The 17883-nt window shown below is 67.1% G+C and carries 17 protein-coding genes; 8 read left to right on the top strand and 9 right to left on the bottom strand.

Annotation, left to right across the window (positions count from 1 at the left end; genetic code table 11):
• Nucleotides 1-344 precede the first annotated feature (344 nt).
• Entirely contained in the window at nt 345-1205 is an 861-nt protein-coding gene (locus ACYVKR_RS13610; RefSeq protein ID WP_460481456.1) for a PP2C family protein-serine/threonine phosphatase, read from the top strand.
• Between the two features lie 39 nt (nt 1206-1244).
• On the opposite strand, the gene ACYVKR_RS13605 is transcribed toward ACYVKR_RS13610, so the two are convergent.
• A complete protein-coding gene (locus ACYVKR_RS13605) occupies nt 1245-2042 on the bottom strand; it encodes a MetQ/NlpA family ABC transporter substrate-binding protein (RefSeq protein WP_460481455.1) in 798 nt (265 codons plus the stop codon).
• Nucleotides 2043-2122: 80 nt separating this feature from the next.
• Nucleotides 2123-2449, bottom strand: coding sequence for a tetratricopeptide repeat protein (locus ACYVKR_RS13600; RefSeq protein ID WP_460481454.1), 327 nt, complete (start codon nt 2447-2449; stop codon nt 2123-2125).
• Nucleotides 2450-2589: 140 nt separating this feature from the next.
• On the opposite strand from ACYVKR_RS13600, the gene ACYVKR_RS13595 reads away from it, so the two are divergent.
• On the top strand, nt 2590-2757 hold the full coding sequence (locus ACYVKR_RS13595) for a hypothetical protein (protein WP_460481453.1): 168 nt from the start codon (nt 2590-2592) through the stop codon (nt 2755-2757).
• Here ACYVKR_RS13595 and ACYVKR_RS13590 read toward each other — a convergent pair.
• Nucleotides 2727-3131: a hypothetical protein gene (locus ACYVKR_RS13590; RefSeq protein WP_460481452.1), complete on the bottom strand. Its 405-nt coding sequence runs from the start codon at nt 3129-3131 to the stop codon at nt 2727-2729. The two genes, ACYVKR_RS13595 and ACYVKR_RS13590, sit on opposite strands and share 31 nt — an antisense overlap.
• 297 nt (nt 3132-3428) lie before the next feature.
• Between ACYVKR_RS13590 and ACYVKR_RS13585 the strand changes: the two genes are divergently transcribed.
• From ACYVKR_RS13585 to ygiD, 3 genes are all read left to right on the top strand, one after another.
• A complete protein-coding gene (locus ACYVKR_RS13585) occupies nt 3429-4646 on the top strand; it encodes a multidrug effflux MFS transporter (protein ID WP_460481451.1) in 1218 nt (405 codons plus the stop codon).
• 306 nt (nt 4647-4952) lie between these two features.
• Nucleotides 4953-5825 (top strand): hypothetical protein, encoded by an 873-nt coding sequence (locus tag ACYVKR_RS13580; RefSeq protein WP_460481547.1) that lies wholly within the window; start codon nt 4953-4955, stop codon nt 5823-5825.
• A 74-nt stretch (nt 5826-5899) separates the two neighbouring features.
• Nucleotides 5900-6814, top strand: a complete 915-nt coding sequence (gene ygiD / locus ACYVKR_RS13575) for a 4,5-DOPA-extradiol-dioxygenase (RefSeq protein ID WP_460481450.1) — start codon at nt 5900-5902, stop codon at nt 6812-6814.
• 3 nt (nt 6815-6817) lie between these two features.
• Here the strand turns inward: ygiD and ACYVKR_RS13570 are convergent, their stop codons facing one another.
• The 5 genes from ACYVKR_RS13570 to ACYVKR_RS13550 form a co-directional block, all read right to left on the bottom strand.
• Complete coding sequence (locus ACYVKR_RS13570) at nt 6818-7426, bottom strand: DUF4337 domain-containing protein (protein ID WP_460481449.1); 609 nt, start codon at nt 7424-7426, stop codon at nt 6818-6820.
• Between the two features lie 142 nt (nt 7427-7568).
• Entirely contained in the window at nt 7569-9038 is a 1470-nt protein-coding gene (locus ACYVKR_RS13565; protein ID WP_460481448.1) for an efflux transporter outer membrane subunit, read from the bottom strand.
• Nucleotides 9039-9051: 13 nt separating this feature from the next.
• Nucleotides 9052-12282 carry an efflux RND transporter permease subunit gene (locus ACYVKR_RS13560; protein WP_460481447.1) on the bottom strand — a complete coding sequence of 1077 codons (3231 nt, stop codon included), beginning with the start codon at nt 12280-12282 and terminating at the stop codon, nt 9052-9054.
• A gap of 23 nt (nt 12283-12305) precedes the next feature.
• Complete coding sequence (locus tag ACYVKR_RS13555; protein ID WP_460481446.1) at nt 12306-13550, bottom strand: efflux RND transporter periplasmic adaptor subunit; 1245 nt, start codon at nt 13548-13550, stop codon at nt 12306-12308.
• A 183-nt stretch (nt 13551-13733) separates the two neighbouring features.
• Complete coding sequence (locus tag ACYVKR_RS13550) at nt 13734-14570, bottom strand: alpha/beta hydrolase (protein WP_460481445.1); 837 nt, start codon at nt 14568-14570, stop codon at nt 13734-13736.
• A 166-nt stretch (nt 14571-14736) separates the two neighbouring features.
• Here ACYVKR_RS13550 and ACYVKR_RS13545 point away from each other — a divergent pair, with 166 nt between their 5' ends.
• Nucleotides 14737-15669, top strand: a complete 933-nt coding sequence (locus tag ACYVKR_RS13545; protein WP_460481444.1) for a LysR family transcriptional regulator — start codon at nt 14737-14739, stop codon at nt 15667-15669.
• Nucleotides 15670-15739: 70 nt separating this feature from the next.
• Here the strand turns inward: ACYVKR_RS13545 and ACYVKR_RS13540 are convergent, their stop codons facing one another.
• Entirely contained in the window at nt 15740-16045 is a 306-nt protein-coding gene (locus ACYVKR_RS13540) for a hypothetical protein (protein ID WP_460481443.1), read from the bottom strand.
• A 359-nt stretch (nt 16046-16404) separates the two neighbouring features.
• On the opposite strand from ACYVKR_RS13540, the gene ACYVKR_RS13535 reads away from it, so the two are divergent.
• Both ACYVKR_RS13535 and ACYVKR_RS13530 read left to right on the top strand, forming a co-directional pair.
• Nucleotides 16405-17463, top strand: a complete 1059-nt coding sequence (locus tag ACYVKR_RS13535; RefSeq protein ID WP_460481442.1) for a UDP-glucuronic acid decarboxylase family protein — start codon at nt 16405-16407, stop codon at nt 17461-17463.
• Nucleotides 17390-17824 (top strand): glycosyltransferase family protein, encoded by a 435-nt coding sequence (locus tag ACYVKR_RS13530; protein ID WP_460481441.1) that lies wholly within the window; start codon nt 17390-17392, stop codon nt 17822-17824. Before ACYVKR_RS13535 ends, ACYVKR_RS13530 begins: the two co-directional genes overlap by 74 nt.
• Nucleotides 17825-17883: the final 59 nt, after the last annotated feature.

The following is a 17883-nucleotide window of genomic DNA, read 5'->3' as shown; positions in this document are numbered from 1 at the left end:
AGCCAGGGCTGCTGCCGCGGGCCGGGATCGCCTATGATGGCAGCCGCCCGCCAGGATAGAGCGTGTTATGCACTTTTACGTACCCGCGTTGGCCCGCAGGCCGGATGATCGCAAGGCGCAGTGCGCAGCCAAGGCTCATGCCTTGGCAAGCGCTGCAACGCCGCGAGCGCCGGCCTGCGGGCCAACCCGAAGGGAAAGCCGGGGGCGCCCAGCCGGGGAAAGGCCCGGCCACTTTGTTGCAGTCCGCGAGCGGTGTGCGAACCGCCCCGCGGCCTGCGTCGCGTTGCCGGGCCTTTCCCCGGCTTTCGCGGGCACGTAAAAGTGCATAACACGCTCTAGAGAACATGCCCTCCACCTTTCGCCTCTTAGCCGCTACCGGACTCCACCAGGGCGACCGCGCCTACCAGCAGGACCAGCTCGTGCTGCTGCCGCATCCGCGCGCCCACGGCTGCCTGCTGGGCCTGGTGGCCGACGGCATGGGCGGACGCAGCGGCGGGCGCCTGGCCGCCGACCAGGTGGTCATCACCGCGCGGCAGGTGTTCGAGCGCTTCGCGCCCGGCACGGACGATGCGGTGCAGATGCTGGAGCGCCTGGCCAGCGAGGCCCACCTGCTGATCCGGCTGATCGCCATCAGCGCCGAGCAGGAGCCGCACAGCACGCTGGCGGTCTTCGTCATCACGCCGCAGGGCGAATGCGCCTGGGCCCATGCCGGCGACTCGCGCCTGTACCACTTCCGCAACGGCAAGCTGGTGTTCCACACCAGCGACCACTCCTACGTGCAGACCCTGGTCGACCAGGGCGAGATCACGCTGGAGGAAGCCCGCGACCACCCGCAGTCCAACATCCTGCTCAACTGCCTGGGCACGGCGCGCGATCCACAGATCACCATCCACCGCATTCCGCAGCTGCGCAAGGGCGATGCGCTGCTGGCCTGCAGCGACGGCATCTGGCACCACTTCGATCCCGGCGCGCTGGCCGCGGTGCTGCAGACCCTGAGCCCGCGCGAGGCCTGCGAGTTCCTGGTCGAACGCGCCCATGCCCGCGCCGGCGGCAGCGGCGACAACATGTCGCTGATCGCGCTCAAGGTCGACAAGCCCGAAACCGCGCCTGCCGACAGCACCCCGCCACGCAGCCGCAAGCGTGCGCCGCGGGCTGCGCATGCCGCGCCGCCAGCGCCCGCCGGGCGCAAAAAAGCCCAGCTCTGAAACCAGCGCTGGGCCTGGAGGCTAAACCGGCGATTTCGTTCAGAAGCCCGGCATCACGGAACCCTGGAACTGGGTGTCGATGAAGCGGCGGATCGCCTCGCTGTGGTAGGCCTTCACCAGCTGGCCCACCCAGGGCTGGCCCTTGTCGGCCTCGCGCACCACCAGGATGTTCACGTAGGGGTTGTCGGCGCTTTCCATCGCGATGGAGTCGCGCTTGGGGTTCAGGCCCGCCGAGATCGCGAAGTTGGTGTTGACGGCGGCGGCATCCAGGTCATCCAGCGAACGCGGCAGCTGGGCGGCATCGAGCTCGACGAACTTCAGCTTCTTGGGGTTGGCCACCACGTCGAGCGGTGTGGCCTTCAGGCCGGCCTGTTCCTTGAGCTTGATCAGGCCCTTAGCCTGCAGCAGCAGCAGCACGCGGCCGCCATTGGTCGGATCGTTGGGAATGCCGAAGCGTGCGCCCTCCTTCAGGGCATCCAGGCTCTTGACCTTCTTGGAATACAGGCCGATGGGGAAATTCACCGTATTGCCCGCCACCGCGAACTTGTAGCCGCGGTCCTTGATCTGCGCATCCAGATAGGGCTTGTGCTGGTAGCTGTTGGCATCCAGCTCGCCGGACTGCAGCGCGGCATTGGGCTGCACGTAGTCGCTGAACTCGACGATCTTGAGGTTCAGGCCATCCTTCTCGGCGACCTTCTTCACCTGCTCCATGATCTGGGCATGGGGCCCGGCCGTGACGCCGATCTTGATGGTCTTGTCCTGCGCGAGCGCCTGGCCCGACACCCCCACGGCCAGCGACACCGCCAGCAACGACTGCAACAACGAACGCTTGAGCATGTTCGCCAATTCCTCTGGTTCAAAAGCGCAATACTGTAGGCGGCTTGTAGCCCGTCGGCAACGAATATGTGGAAATGAGCTTATGAACGGGCCGGTTTGTCCAGCCGCTTGAGGAACACCGCCAGTTCCTTGACCACCTGCGCATCGCCGCGCGCCTCGGCGCAGGCCTTGCCCTGCAGCCAGGCTTCGCGCGCCTGCGCGGCATCGCCCAGTTCCAGCCAGGCCTTGCCCAGGTACTTCCAGGCCACCGAATAGTGGGCATCCATTTCCACCGCCTTGCGCAGGTGCTCCAGCCCCGCCTGCGGGTTGCCTTCGTCCACGTAGGCCTTGCCCAGCGTGTAGCGCAGCAGCGCGGAATCCCGGCCGCCGGCCAGCATGCTTTCGAACCGTGAAATGAGGGTTTGCATGGGACCAGTGTGCCCGCAACCCAAGCACCTCCTGGCCAGCCGGCCTTTCGGCCCGGGCATCCCTACAAGGCCAGGGGCGATTGCACTACGGGCGTCCCGCCGCAGCGGCGCTAAGCTGGTCCAGGCCAGAGGAGGCCAGCATGTCCACCATCCCGATCCAGGATCCGCCACCCGAGCCCATCCAGCCCGAGCCGCCGCTCGATCCGTCCCAGCCCTTGCCGCCGCATCCCGGCAACCGGCCCAAGCCGGTGCCGGGCCAGCCGCAGAGCGGTCGCCGTCAGAGGTCCTCGATCACCAGCGAGGCATAGCGCTGGGCGATCGCGTAAGGCGTGCCCCGGATCGCTCCCGACAGGCGGTTGCGATCTTCCACCTCGCCGGTGCGTACCAGGAGCCCGAAATGCCCGTCCCTGGCGAGCCGGGCGAACTCCCGGATCGTGGGGCCGTCCGACCCCATCGACGGGAACAGCCCCTCGGACGCCGTCACCGTGGGAGCGATTTCGGTCAGCACGACGGAAGGCGGCACCCAAAATATGTCGGCCGCGGAGAAGCCCGCGTCCACCAGCCGATCTGCCGCGCCATGGGCGGCATCCTCTGTGGGATACATCACCATCGAGAATCCGGTCGGATAGAAAGCACCACCGATCCGTGCCCGCATATGCGAGGTTACCGTCAAAGTCTGCATGGTTTGCTCCTTATGACCAGTGGCCCGTGCGGCCGGCCCGGCCGCACCTCTACCCTATACCTCGTGCGACCCCCTGGTGTCGGAGGATTCCGAAAGGCACGCCAGCAACAGGCTCATGTCGACGGCTGCGATGCCATAATGGCCCACTCTCACGACGAAACGTCGCCCGGCGAATCGTCGCCCGGCCCTTGCGGGCCGCGGATGCAGCGCCGCTCCGGCGCCGCTCCTCCCCTTCCATCTTCTGCTTCTCTCGGCAATGGCTTGCATCGCGGATGCATGCCTTGTCCCCTTTTTTCTATGTCACCTCCGATTTCCCTGCGCCTGGTGCTGATCCTGGGCCTGCTGTCGGCCATCGGGCCGTTTGCCATCGACATGTATCTGCCGGCGCTGCCGCAGATCGGCGCCAGCCTGGACGCACCCGTGGGTGCCGTGCAGGCCAGCCTGACGGCGTTCTTCCTCGCACTGGGCGTGGGTCAGCCGCTGTTCGGCTCGCTGTCCGACATGTGGGGCCGCAAGCGGCCGCTGTACCTGGGCCTGGCCGTCTTCATCGTGGCCAGCGTGGGTTGCGCGCTGGCGCAGGACATCCAGACCCTGGTGGCGCTGCGCTTCGTGCAGGGCCTGGGCGCGGCGGCAGGCATGGCCATCCCGCGCGCCGTGGTGCGCGACCTGCATACCGGCCACGAAGCCGCGCGCATGATGTCGCTGCTGATGCTGGTGTTCAGCGTGTCGCCCATCCTGGCACCGCTGGCGGGCAGCGGCATCATCGCGCTGGGCGGCTGGCGCTGGGTGTTCTGGGCGGTGAGCGTGGCCGCCGTTCTGGGCATGGCCGCCATGGTGCGCGGACTGCCCGAGACGCGCGACGCCGATGCCCGGCTGCAAAGCAGCGTGGCCGACGCGTTCAAGGCCTACGGCGTGCTACTGCGCGACTGGCACTACCTGGGCCTGGTGTTCATCGGCGCCACCGCGATGGCGGGCTTCTTCGTCTACCTGGCCGGCTCGCCCTTCGTGCTGATCAACCACTACGGACTCAGCACCACGCAGTACAGCCTGGCCTTCGCCATCAATGCGGTGGCGTTCATCGGCTCGGCGCAGTTCACCGGCGCGCTGGGCAAGCGCTTCGGCCTGGTGCCGGTGGTCAAGGTGGCCGCCTCCGTCTGCGGCGTAATCATGACCGTGCTGCTGGCCTACTACCTGCTGGGCGGCGACCGGCTGGCGGTGCTGCTGGTGCTGTATTTCCTGTCCAGCGCGCTGATGGGGCTGGTGATTCCCACCACGTCCGTGCTGGCGCTCGAAGAGCACGGGCAGATCGCCGGCACGGCATCTGCCCTGCTGGGTACGCTGCAGATGCTGAGCGGCGCGGTCGCCATGCAGGTGGTGGGCGTCTTTTCCAACGGCAAGCCCCTGCCCATGGTGATTGGCATGGCAGCGGGCGCGCTCTGCGGCGTGCTGCTGGCCTGGGTCACGCTGGGGGGCGCCAAGGCGGCAGCCCGCCACGCCCACCACAGCCCGACCTGAGCATGGCAGGCAGCGCGCAAAGCCCGCGCGCTACCGTGCGACAAGCTTGTTCCACCCCCGGCGCGCTGCTACCATGCGCGCTCATGCCGCGCCTTTTCCCCTCCCTCCGCCTGCTTGCGCCGAACCGGCTGCGCGGCGCCGCGGTGCGCGAGATCTGGCCCTACAAGCCGGTCGCACATTCCCCAGCCCGGCGATAACCGTTCTCCCTCTCTCTTCTTTCAGCGCAGAACTCCACCATCGCCGGGCCCTCGCTCTGCGCTGCCGTCGATGCACTGCATCACCAAGGAGAATGACATGGAGAATTCAATGGAATTCACCAAGCAGTTCCTTCGCGCCAAGAACCCGTGCGCGATGGGCTGGCGCTGGTTCGTGCGCAATGTGGAAGATGGCGTCGGCTACCAGCAGGCGCTGGATGCGCTGGTGGATGCCGGCCGCGTGGACGACGCCGTGTGGCTGCTCAACCAGTTCGGTCCCACCAATACCGTGCTGCAACTGGACAGCCTGGAGGCCGACACCGTCGTCTATGCAGGAAGCCTCGAGGTACGGGGTGGCGTGGGCGTGGGCGGCCTGCTCCATGTGGGGTGCTCCCTCCATGCCGGTGGCGGCATCCGCGCCGGCGGCACCATCGCCGTGGGCGAGGATATCCGTGCCGGGGCCAGCATCCACAGCGGCGAGCACCTGCGGGCCGGCGGCCACCTTCGCACGGACTGGGGCATCGAGGTGGAACAGTCGCTGAGCTGCGGCGGCGACCTGCGCGCAGCCTGGGACCTGGCGGTGAAGGACCGCCTGGACATCCGCGGCAGTGCGGTGATCGGCCAGGACCTCATCGCCGGCGCCAGCGTGCAGTGCGACAAGAACCTGCGTGTGGGCGGCCACCTGCTGGGCACGGATGCCGTGCGCGCCGGGCACGGCATCTTCGTAGGCGGGGCCATCGAGGGCGCCACGCATATCGAGGCGGGCTGGGGCATTCGGGCAGGCCAGTACATCCATGCGCGCGGAACCATCAAGGCCGGCGAGAGCCTCTTTGCCGGCGAAGACATCCGCGCCGGCGACGGCTACGGCGTGTTCGCGGGCCTGAATGTGCAGGAACAGACCTGGGACGTGAGCGGCCAGGTCTGGGCCCGCCAGATGCCGGCCGGCCTGCGCAGCGGCCGGTGGGCCGGCCCGGCGCTGGTTTGATGCCGCGCCTGGAACTTCCAGGCCGCCTTCGGCTCAGTCATCCCAGCACGTCCCATCCACCATACCCATTCCCCATGCAGCGCAGAACCACCTTGGCGGCCCTGGCTGGCCTTGCCGGCTTTTCCCTGAACTCTTTGCCCCCCGCGCTGGCAGCCGCCCCGCTGCTGCAGTCGCTGAAGCCGTCGCCCCGCATGCCGGTGCTGTTCGTGGGCCATGGCAGCCCGATGAACGCCATCGAGGACAACGCCTGGCGGCGCAGCTGGCAGGCCCTCGGCACTGAACTGCTGGCGCGCACGGAGCAGCCGCAGCTCATCCTGTGCATATCGGCCCACTGGCTCACGCGCGATGGCTGGCAGCTCACCGGCATGGCCCAGCCCAGGACCATCCACGACTTTGGCGGTTTTCCGCAGGCGCTGTTCGACCAGCAGTACCCGGTGCCCGGCGCTCCCGCGGTGGCACAGAGCCTGGCAAAGGAGCTGCGCTCGCCCGCCACCGGCGGTGCCCTGGCGGTGGACGGGCACCAGTGGGGGCTGGACCACGGCACCTGGTCGGTGCTCAAGCCCATGTTTCCCCAGGCCCGGATTCCGGTGCTGCAGCTCAGCATGGACTACAGCCGTGCGCCGGCGGAGCACTACGCGCTGGGCCAGCAACTGCGCAAGCTGCGTGAACGGGGCGTGCTCATCGTGGGCAGCGGCAACATCGTGCATAACCTGCGCGCCACCCGCCGCGGCGCCGGCCCGCAGGAAGCCTACGATTGGGCCACGGAGTTCGACACGGTGGTGCAGGACCAGATCAAGCAGGGACAGCTCGACGCGCTGGCACAGTTCCAGAAACTGGGCCAGGTGGCGCAGCTGGCCCATCCCACGCACGAGCACTACCTGCCGCTGCTCTATGCGGCCGGTGCGGCGCAGGCCAGGGAGATGCCGCGCTTCTTCAACACCGGGTTCCAGTCGGCGTCGCTCTCGATGCGCTCGGTGCTGTGGGGCTGAGCCTCAGATATGCAGAATCGCCAGCCCGCCCACGACCAGGCCTAGCGCCGCCACGGCCAGCATGCCGTACTCCAGCCACTTCTTCTTGGTCAGCAGCGCGATGGCGGCCAGCGCAATGGCCACCTGCAGCGCGGTGGTGGCCTGGGCCCAGCGGTGGTGCAGGTGCATCTGCATCTCGGACTGCTGGTCCCAGTGCCGGGCTTCGCTCTCCAGGTGGTCGGCCTCTTTCTTGATGTCGTCCTTTTCCTTTTCGTAGCGCTCCACCCGGGCCTGGTAGGCCGCGCGCTTGTCGTCGGTGGCCGCCAGGTCGCGGGCGAACTCGGCCATCGACTGCTTGGTGCTCTTGGCCTGGAAATAGCTCCACTGATTGGCCGCCTCGGTCTTCTTGATGGCCGCATTGTTCTTGTAGAGCCCCGCATTGGCCTGCGTGGCGCCCCCCATGTAGGCAAAGATGGCGCCCACCGTGGCAATCACCGCGGTGCACATGGCAATCTGGCTGGTCAGGCTGCCGCCGCCAATGCCGTGGTGGGCGGTCGCGCCATGCTCGCCCTGGGCGGCATGCTCCAGTTCGTGGTCGTGCGGGCCGTGGACATGAAAGCCTCCGGATGACATGTCTCCAACTCCTTGTTGTATGTGATGGGTGGCGCATTATCCGGGAGCCGGCCCTCGCCATAGCCGTTCTGCACGCTTCTTTTTTGGGTGGCTGCAACAACTGATCGCTGCCACAGCAGGCCATCGGCATGTTTTGCCCTGCCTAGCCACGCGTCGCGACCGGCTCCGGGCCCTCCCAGCCTCCGCCCAGCGCACGAATGAGCGCCACCGTTGCGGTGTACTGCGCGGTACGCACCTGCAGGGCCTGGCGCCGGTTGCGCAGCTCGTTGCGGCGCGCATCCAGCAGTTCAAGCTGGCTGACCAAGCCGTTGCGGTAGCGCACGTCCGACAGGTGCGTGGCGCGCTCGGAGGATTGCACGGCCTGCCCCAGCACCCGGGCCTGGCCCGCCAGCAGGCGCAGTGCGCTCAGTTGGTCCTCCACCTCGCGGAAGGCTGCAAGCACTTGGCCGCGCTGGGCGGCCACGGCAGCCTCCAGCCGTGCGCGGGCGCCCTCTTCCTGCGCAGCGCGCTGGCCGCCGTCGAAAATGGGCAGCGAAAGCAGCGCGCCAATGCCCCAGGAGCGCGCCGACCACTTGAACAGGTCGCCCAGCTCCGGCGACGCATAGCCGCCATTGCCCGTGAGCGTGATGGCCGGAAACCACGCCGCCTGGGCCACGCCCACCCGCGCCTGGGCCGCGAGCACCGAGGCCTGGGCCGCGGATACGTCGGGGCGGCGCGCCAGCACGGTGGCGGGCACGCCCGGCGGAATCATGGGCAGCATCGCCTCGCCTGGGGACGCGGCCAGCGTGAAGCCGGTGGCGACGTCGCCCACCAATACCGCCAACGCATGCGTGAGCGCGGCCTGCTGGCGCTCGAGCGCCAGCGTCTCGGCCTCGGTGGCGGAGACTTCGGTCTGCATGCGCGCCACCTCCAGCTCGGCTGCATCGCCGGCCCGGTAGCGCCGCTCGATCAGCTTGAGCGTTTCGCGGTAGGCCGCCAGGCTTTGCTCGACCAATTGGCGCTCGGCCTGCAGCGAGCGCAGCTGCAGATAGGTCTGCGCCACATCGGCCTGCACCATCAAGCGCGTGCTCTGCAACAGTGCCTCGCGCGCCTGGGCATCCTCGCGGGCGGCCTCGCTGGCGCGCGACAGCCGGCCAAACAGGTCGGCCTCATACGAGAAATTCAGCCCAGCCGAAACCAGGGTCGCCGGCTGCATGCCGCTCGCGGTGTTGGCACCGGCCTGGCGCACGGCACCGCCCGAGGCACCAATCTGCGGCTGGCGCTGCGCATCGGCCGAGCGCAGCAGCGCGCGGGCTTCGGCCAGGCGCGCCGCCGCAGTCTGCACATCGGTGTTGGCCTGGCCCGCACGTTCCACCAGGGCGCTGAGCTCGGGGTCGGCAAATGCCAGCCACCACGCGCCGCGCGGCTGGGCCTCGGCCGGTGCGGCCGTCGTCCAGCCAGGGGCTGCAGCGTCCTTCCCGGTGCTGAAGCTCGCGGGCACGGCCACGCCGGCATGCTCTGCCACCGTGGGCGGCGCGCTGGCGCAGCCGGCCAGCACCAGGGCTGCCATCAGCGCGCTCAGAGGTAGCGCCAGGGATCGAATGCGTTGCATCGCGTTCATATCGGAATCCATTCTTGAATTGCGTTCATTCGTCATAGCCACGCGGCGCGGCAAGCATGGGCAGGGCCGATGCGCCACCGCCGGACTCGCTGATCGGCGCGACATGGCTGCCATGCTGCTGCAGCGGCCGGTTGCCGGCCAGGCGGCGCAGCACCACGTAGAACACGGGGGTCAGGAACAGGCCGAATGCGGTCACACCGATCATTCCGCTGAACACGGCCACGCCCATGGCGCTGCGCATCTCCGAGCCCGCTCCCGTGGACAGCACCAGCGGCAGCACACCCATGATGAAGGCCAGCGAGGTCATCAGGATGGGCCGCAGACGCAGGCGGCTGGCTTCGATGGCGGCTTGCACCGGCGTGCGTCCCGCGAACTCCAGTTCCCGGGCGAACTCGACGATCAGGATCGCGTTCTTGGCCGACAGCCCCACCAGCACAATGAGCCCGATCTGCGTGAACACGTTGTTGTCGCCATGCGTGAGCCACACCCCCGTCATGGCGGCCAGCAGGCCCATGGGCACGATCAGGATGATGGCGATCGGCAGCGTGAGGCTTTCGTACTGCGCCGCCAGCACCAGGAACACCAGCAGGATGGCGATGGGGAATACCAGCAAAGCCGAATTGCCCGCCAGGATCTCCTGGTAGGTCAGCTCCGTCCACTCGAAGCCTATCCCCGGCGGCAGTGTCTCGGCCGCCACCCGCTCGACCGCAGCGCGCGCCTGCCCCGAAGAGAACCCCGGTGCGGGGCCGCCGTTCACGTCGGCCGCGAGGAAGCCGTTGTACCGCATGGTGCGCTCGGGGCCGTAGCTCGGGTCGAGCTTCATCAGCGCGGACAGCGGCACCATCTCGCCCGTCATCGAGCGCACCTTGAGCTGGCCCACGTCCTCGGGCCGTGCGCGAAAAGCCGCGTCGGCCTGCACGCGCACGCTGTAGGTGCGGCCGAACTCGTTGAAGTCGTTCGCATACAGGCTGCCGAGGTAGATCTGCAGCGTCTCGAAGATGTCCGTCACCGGCACGCCAAGCTGGCGCGCCTTGGTGCGGTCGATGTCGGCATAGAGCTGCGGCACGTTGACCTGCCAGCTGGTGAACAGACCGGCCAGCTCAGGCGTCTGGTAGGCCTTGGCCATGAAGGCCTTCACTGCAACATCCATGCCGGCGTAGCCCAGCGATCCCCGGTCCTCAATCTGCAGCTTGAAGCCGCCCGTGGTGCCCAGGCCGGCCACCGGCGGCGGCGGGAACATGGCGATGAAGGCATCCTGGATCTCGCCAAAGGCCTGGTTGAGCTGGCCTGCCACGGCCGCACCGCTCTGGTCCGCACGCGTGCGCTCGGCAAAGGGCTTGAGCGTCACGAACACGATGCCGGCGTTCGAGCTGTTGGTGAAGCCATTGATCGACAGGCCCGGGAAGGCGATGGCGTCCTCCACGTTCGGGTTTTTCTTGACGATCTCGCCCATGCGGCGGATCACATTGTCGGTACGGTCCAGCGTCGCGCCGTCGGGCAGCTGCGCAAAGCCGACGAGGTACTGCTTGTCCTGCATGGGCACGAAGCCGCCCGGCACCAGGTGGAACAGGCCCCAAGTCGCCCCCACGAGAGCCAGGTACACGGCCAGCATGCCAGCCTTGTGCCCAATCACGCGCCGCACCCCGCCGCTGTAGGCCTCGGAGCCGCGGTGGAACACCGCATTGAAGCGCTTGAAGAAGCCACCCAGCACGCGGTCCATGCCGCGCGTGAGCGCGTCCTTGGGCTCATGGTGGCCCTTGAGCAGCAGAGCGCTCAGCGCCGGCGACAGGGTCAGCGAGTTGATGGCCGAGATCACCGTGGAGATCGCGATGGTCACCGCGAACTGGCGGTAGAACTGCCCCGTCAAGCCGCTAATGAAGGCCAGCGGCACGAACACCGCCACCAGCACCAGCGCGATCGCGATGATCGGGCCGGAGACCTCGCGCATGGCGCGGTAGGTGGCCTCGCGCGGCGTGAGCCCGGCCTCGATGTTGCGCTCCACGTTCTCGACCACCACGATGGCATCGTCCACCACGATGCCGATGGCCAGCACTAGGCCGAACAGCGAGAGCGCATTGATCGAGAAGCCGAGCAGGTGCAGCACCGCGAAGGTACCGACCACCGACACCGGCACCGCCAGCAGCGGAATGATGGAGGCGCGCCAGGTCTGCAGGAACAGGATCACCACGATCACCACGAGCGCGATGGCTTCCAGCAACGTGTGGATCACCGACTCGATGGAGGCACGCACGAACTGCGTGGGGTCGTAGGCGATGCGGTACTCCACGCCCTCAGGCATGAGCTGGGCCAGCTCGGCCATGGTCTTGCGCACGTTGTCGGAGATCTCGAGCGCATTCGAGCCGGGCGCCTGGAACACGCCCATGCCCACGGCCGGATCGTTGTTGAGCAACGAGCGCAGCGAGTAGTCCGCCGCCCCCAGCTCCAGCCGCGCGATGTCGCGCAGCCGGGTGACGGCACCGTCCGCGCCGGTCTTGACGATGATGTCGCCGAACTCCTCGGGGCTGGACAGCCGCCCCTGGGCATTGATCGACATCTGGGTGTCCACGCCGGGCAGCCCCGGCGAAGCGCCCACCACGCCGGCCGCCGCCTGCACGTTCTGCTTGCGGATGGCCGCCACCACGTCGCTGGCCGACAGGCCGCGCTGCGCCACCTTCTGCGGGTCGAGCCAGGCGCGCATGGAGTAGTCGCCGCCGCCAAAGATCTGCACCTGGCCCACGCCGGGAATGCGCGCCAGCCGGTCCTTCACGTTGAGCACCGCGTAGTTGCGCAGGTAGTCGATGTCGTAGCGGCCATTGGGCGAGACCATGTGCACCACCATGGTCAGGTCGGGTGCGCTCTTGACCGTGGTCACGCCCAGGCGGCGCACTTCCTCGGGCAGGCGCGGCTCGGCCTGCGAGACGCGGTTCTGCACCAGCTGCTGGGCCTTGTCGGGATCGGTGCCGAGCTTGAAGGTGACGGTGAGCGTCATCACGCCGTCGGTCGTGGCCTGGCTGCCCATGTAGAGCATGCCTTCCACGCCGTTGATGGATTCCTCCAGCGGCGTGGCCACGGTTTCGGCGATCACCTTGGGGCTGGCGCCCGGGTACTGCGCGCGCACCACCACCGACGGCGGTGCGACCTCCGGGTACTCCGAGATCGGCAGCGTCCGCATGGCGATGAGGCCCGCGAGAAAGATGAGCACCGACAGCACGCCCGCGAAGATCGGGCGGTCGATGAAAAATCGGGAGAGGTTCATGGCGTAGCGAAGTTAGGTTTTTTTCAGGCCGCGGGTTGCTTGGCGGCGCTGCGGCCATCGGCCAGCTCGGCCTTGGCGTCCATGGACACGTCCTGCGGTGCAACCACCACGCCAGGCCGCACGCGCTGCAGTCCGTTGACGACGATGCGCTCGCCGGCCTTGAGGCCGGACGTGACCACGCGCAGCCCGTCGACCGGCGCGCCCAGCTGCACCTCGCGGTACTCGGCCTTGTTGCCATCGCCGACCACCAGCACGAACTTCTTGCTCTGGTCCGTGCCCACGGCGCGCTCGTTGATGAGCACAGCCTGCGTGCTCTGTGGCTGGCCCATGCGGAGGCGCGCGAACTGCCCGGCCATGAGCGTGCCGTCGGCATTGCCAAACACCGCGCGCACGCGCACCGTGCCGCTTTTCGCATCGACCTGGTTGTCGATGAGCTGCAGGTGGCCGGCATACGGCGTCCCGTCGCCCGTGCCCACCCCCATCTGCACGGGGATGCTCTCGATCAGCGCACGCGTGCTGCGACCCTCGCGCGCGCTCTGCAGGCCTTGCAGGGCATTGGCCACCACCTGCTCGTCCACGTCGAAGCTGGCGTACATCGGGTCGACCGACACCAGGGTGGTCAGCACCGGGGCGCCGGCACCCGAGCTCACCAGGTTGCCAACGGTGACCTCGATACGCCCCACCCGCCCGCTCACCGGGGCCTTCACCTGCGTGTAACCCAGGTTCAGCCGGGCGGTCTGCAGTGCCGCCTGGGCGGCGCGCAGATTCGCATCGGCCTCGCGCTGGGCATTCACGCGCTCGTCGTACTCCTTCTGCGCAATCGCGCGCTCATCCCACAGGCGCGAGGCGCGCTCGGACTCGCTCTGGGTGTAGGCCATGCGCGCCCTGGCGGCAACGACCTGTGCCTCGGCGCGGTCGACTTCCGCGGCGTAGGGTGCGGGGTCCACGGTGAACAGCAGGTCGCCGGCCTTGACCAGTGCCCCCTCCTTGAAATGCACCGCCTGCACCGCCCCCGACACGCGAGGTCGCACATCCACGCGCTGCACGGCTTCGAGGCGGCCGGAGAATTCATTCCACAGCGTCACATCCTGCTGCACGACCTGCGCCACGGAGACCGGCACGGCTGATGGTGCCACTTGCTGCGCGGGCGCCTCGGCATGCGATGCCTGCAGGCCCAGCACGGCCCCGGCCGTTGCCGTAACGGCGGCGGCAACGCCAGCAGCGGCCCACCAGCGGCGGCGGGGGGAGAGTTTGGAGTTGTCGTTCATGGCAATGTCTTCAGGTTCAATGGAGGGATGCAGGAAGAGCACTTCCTGCGGCGGGCAAAACTCACCCCCTTCCAGCGCAGAGGCCAGGAATCGAATGAGGGTAGGAAAGAAAAAGGCGCACCGGTCCCCGGTCCGGCCCACGGAGCCGGATCAAGGCAAAAGTCTCAACAGGGTGTGGTCAGCTCAGAGCCGACATCGGGTCGTCTCGAAGAATTTGCGCAACTGCTCCTGCAACTGCGCGGCGCAGGGGCAAGCCTCGGGCGGCGGCTCCAGCAGGGACTCCGGCCATTGCCCCACTTCGGCGAACACATGCTGGAAGACGGTCAATCCGGCAGCCTCCAGGCGTGCGCCATAGCTCAGTGCCTCGTCGCGCATCGGGTCGGCCTCTCCCACCAGGATCAGCGTAGCCGGCAGGCCGGCCAGGCGGCGCGCCCTCGCAGGTACGGCATAGGGGTGCTCGGCATCGTGCGAGCCGCCGAGGTACTGGCACCATCCCGAGGCCCATTTGCATTCGACGGATTCCCCTTGCGCGGCGCGCTGCGAAGGCGTGGCGGCGCAGGGGTCGAGCATCGGCGAGATGAGGATCTGCCCCGCCAGCGGCGGATGCAGCTGGTCGCGCGCCATCAGGCATACGCCCGCCGCCAGGTTGGCCCCGGCCTCCTCGCCGGCCAAGTAGAGCGGAGCGCCCTTGCCGGCCAGTTTGGTGCGCTGCTTATAGGCCCACTGCAGCACCGCGTAGCCCAGCTCCAGCGGCTGAGGAAACGGATTCTGCGGTGCCAGCGGATAAGCCACCGATACCACGCAAGCGCCTGCCGCAGCCAGCGCATGCCCGACGGTATAGCCACAGTCCAGATCGCCGGCCACAAAGGCGCCGCCATGGAAATGCACCACCAGCGGAGCCACTTCGCCGCGCTTCTTGCTGCCGTACATGCGCACGCTGGCCTCCATGCCGTCCGCCACCGCAATGGTGGCGTCGGTATGGGAAATCGGCAGTGGTGCGGGTGCTTTGGTGTTCGACATGGGAGAACCGGATGGTGTGATGAGAATGTAGCGGCGCGCATTGTCGGCATAAACCCCGCAAACGCGGCCACACTGTTTCCAATCCTTGAATAATGACAGCCTGAGCCGTGTGTGAGAATCCCGCATCCTCGGCGCGTCCGGGTTTTCGCGAGGACAAGGAGATCCCATGGATCAGATTCAGGCCATGCGTATTTTCGCGCGAGTGGTGGAGGCCGGCACTTTCACACGCGCCGCCGATTCGCTGCAGATGCCCAAAGCCAGTGTGACCAAGAACGTCCAGGCGCTCGAGGAGCGCCTGCGCGTCAAGCTGCTCAACCGCACCACGCGCCGCGTCACGGTAACCGCCGACGGCGCGGCCTACTATGACCGCGCGGTACGCCTGCTGGCCGATTTCGACGACTTGGAGGCCAGCGTGAGCCAGGCCCGCACTACGCCACGCGGCCGCCTGCGCGTGGATGTGGGCACCACCGTGGCACGCCTGCTCATCATTCCCCACCTGGCCGAGTTCCAGTCGCGCTACCCCGAGATCCAGATCGACCTGGGCGTGAGCGACCGCACCGTAGACCTCATCAGCGACAACGTGGACTGCGTGATCCGCGGCGGCGAGCTGGCCGATCAGTCCCTGGTGGCACGCCGCATCGGCAATCTTGAGTTCATCACCGTCGCCGCGCCCCAGTACCTGGCACAGCATGGCATTCCCCAGCACCCGCGCGAACTGGAGACCGGCCATCGCAACGTGATCTATTTCTCGCCGGTTTCGGCGCGGCGCTATCCGCTGGAATTCCACAAGGACGGCGAGGCGATCGAGATCGCCAGTCCCGCCCATCTCTGCGTCAACGAAGGCAATGCCTACATCTCCGCGCTGGTGGCGGGCCAGGGTATAGGACAGGCCAGCCGTTTCCAGATCGACGAGCACCTGAAGAACGATCAGTTGCAGCAGGTGCTGCACGACTGGAAGCACCCGCTTCTGCCGGTCTACGTGGTCTACCCACCCAACTCCCACCTCAGCGCCAAGGTGCGCGCCTTTGTCGACTGGGTGGTGGAGCTGTTTGCCAGGAATCCGCTGCTGCAGGGCAAGGAAGCAGCCCTGCCTTCCTAGATGCCACGCCGGCACCGCCAATGGAACGGCCGCAGCCCCCAGGGAGCCGCCCGGACTCACGACCATTTGGCTAGCAGCTCATGCACAGGCGGCGCAATGGACCGGTGACGCGCCAGGAGGCTGACTGGTGCAGCGCATCGAGCACCGCCGTGATCTGGGCCACCTGAGCACGCAGCCGCAGGATTTCCTCGTCCCCGCCAGCGGCCAGTTGCCCATAGGCGAATTTCAGCGCCCTGTTGAGCTCCAGGATCTCTTCGCTCATCTGCACGGACGCCGCGGATAGGAGCCCCTCATCCTCCGGCATGCCGCCAGACTGCTGCTGCCGGCCCAGCTTGCGTCCCTGCGCAACCAACTCGGAGATAGGGTCCAGAGTCAAGCTGGCATTTTCCAGAGAGACAGCGGCAGATAGCGCGCAGGGTAGTTGTCACCGACACCGCCGATGGAGCGCAGGTTGGCGTTATAGGCTACAAAGCAGAACAGGCCGAGAACAGGCAGGCCCAGAGTTGTCTGAATGTGGATAGGGGGCGGCACCTGCGGTCCGCAGCCGGCATCTGCTCAAGGAAGGCCCGCAACTTTTCAAAACGATGGCGAACAGGATCGATGTTCATGCGGGAGGGTGGGACAGGCAACGATACAACGCGTTACCGTTTGCCCGCATAATTGTATGCTTTGCCACCTGCATGCCAAGCGCAACCCCAACGTAAATCAGGCACCAACGCCCCCGCGTTCGCAACTATGGAAACCATACCACCTACCCAGCGCATCCTGGTCACCGGAGGTGCGGGTTTTCTGGGCTCCCACCTCTGTGAACGCTTGCTGGCCGATGGCCATGAGGTGATCTGCCTGGACAATTTCTCTAGTGGGGCCCAAAGCAACATCGCCGGCCTCCTGGGCAATCCGGCTTTCACGCTGCTGCCGCATGACGTGGTGGACCCGATCCCTCGCATGCGAGTCCATCAGATCTACAACCTGGCGTGCATGGCCTCTCCGGTGCACTACCAGCGCAATCCGGTACAAACGCTGAAGACCAATGTGCTGGGCGCACTCCATGTGCTTGACCTCGCGCAGCATTGTGGGGCACGCGTTCTCCAGGCTTCCACGAGCGAGGTGTATGGCGATCCCCTGGTCCACCCGCAGGCTGAAAACTACCACGGCAATGTGAACCCCATCGGCCCGCGCGCCTGCTACGACGAAGGCAAGCGCTGCGCGGAAACCCTTTTTGCCGACTACCATCGGCAGCATGGCCTGTCGATCAAGATCGTCCGCATCTTCAATACCTATGGCCCCCGCATGCTGCCGGATGATGGCCGCGTCATCAGCAGCTTCTTCATGCGGGCGCTAGAGGGCGCAGACCTGCCCGTCTTTGGCGATGGCTTGCAGACCCGCAGTTTCTGCTATGTGGATGACATGATCGAGGGGCTGGTGCGCATGATGAACAGCGACGCGACCATCACCGGTCCGCTGAACCTGGGCAATCCCGAGGAAATTACGGTTCTCAGCCTGGCCGGAAAAATCGCGGAACTGACACACAGCATCTCCAAAGCGGCCTTCCATCCGCGCCCCCAGGACGACCCCCGGCAGCGCAAGCCGGACATATCCGAAGCCCGGAGGGTTCTTGGCTGGGCTCCCCGCGTCTCCCTTGCAAACGGACTCATACCAACCCATGCCCACTTTGCCCGCGCATGCGACACCAGCGCAGTTGCAGGCCAGGATCATCGTCATGATGCCGGTCTACGAAGACACCCTGGCTTGCCGGATCCTGCTGCAGGAGCTGGAGACTCTCTGCGGACATGATTGCTTTGTGGTGATGGTGGACGATGGCTCGCGGCTGCAACCCTTGTCGGCACAGACCTTCCTGGGCACTCTCCAACCGGGGAAGATTCTCAGGCTGCAGCGCAATGTCGGACACCAACACGCATTGGCCGTGGGGCTGCACTACATTACTGGCTTCATCCAGCCCCACCAGAAGCTCGTGCTCATGGACTCGGATGGAGAAGATACCCCGCAGGCCATTCGAGGCCTCTGCGAGCGGCTCTCGGAAGGCGTCGACGCCGTGGTGGCAACACGCGGCAAGCGCCAGGAGCGCCTGGGCTTCATCATGTTTTACCGCGCCTACAAGATGCTGTTCCGCCTCGCCACAGGGCAAGTCTGTTGATTTCCACGCAGAACTGACCCAGTAACCCCCGGGATTTCCATCCAAACCTGACCCACGTG

It is taken from the genome of Comamonas humi, from assembly GCF_054782535.1.
Note: the sequence above shows the minus strand (reverse complement) of the source record. Positions and strands in the feature narration are given on the sequence as shown.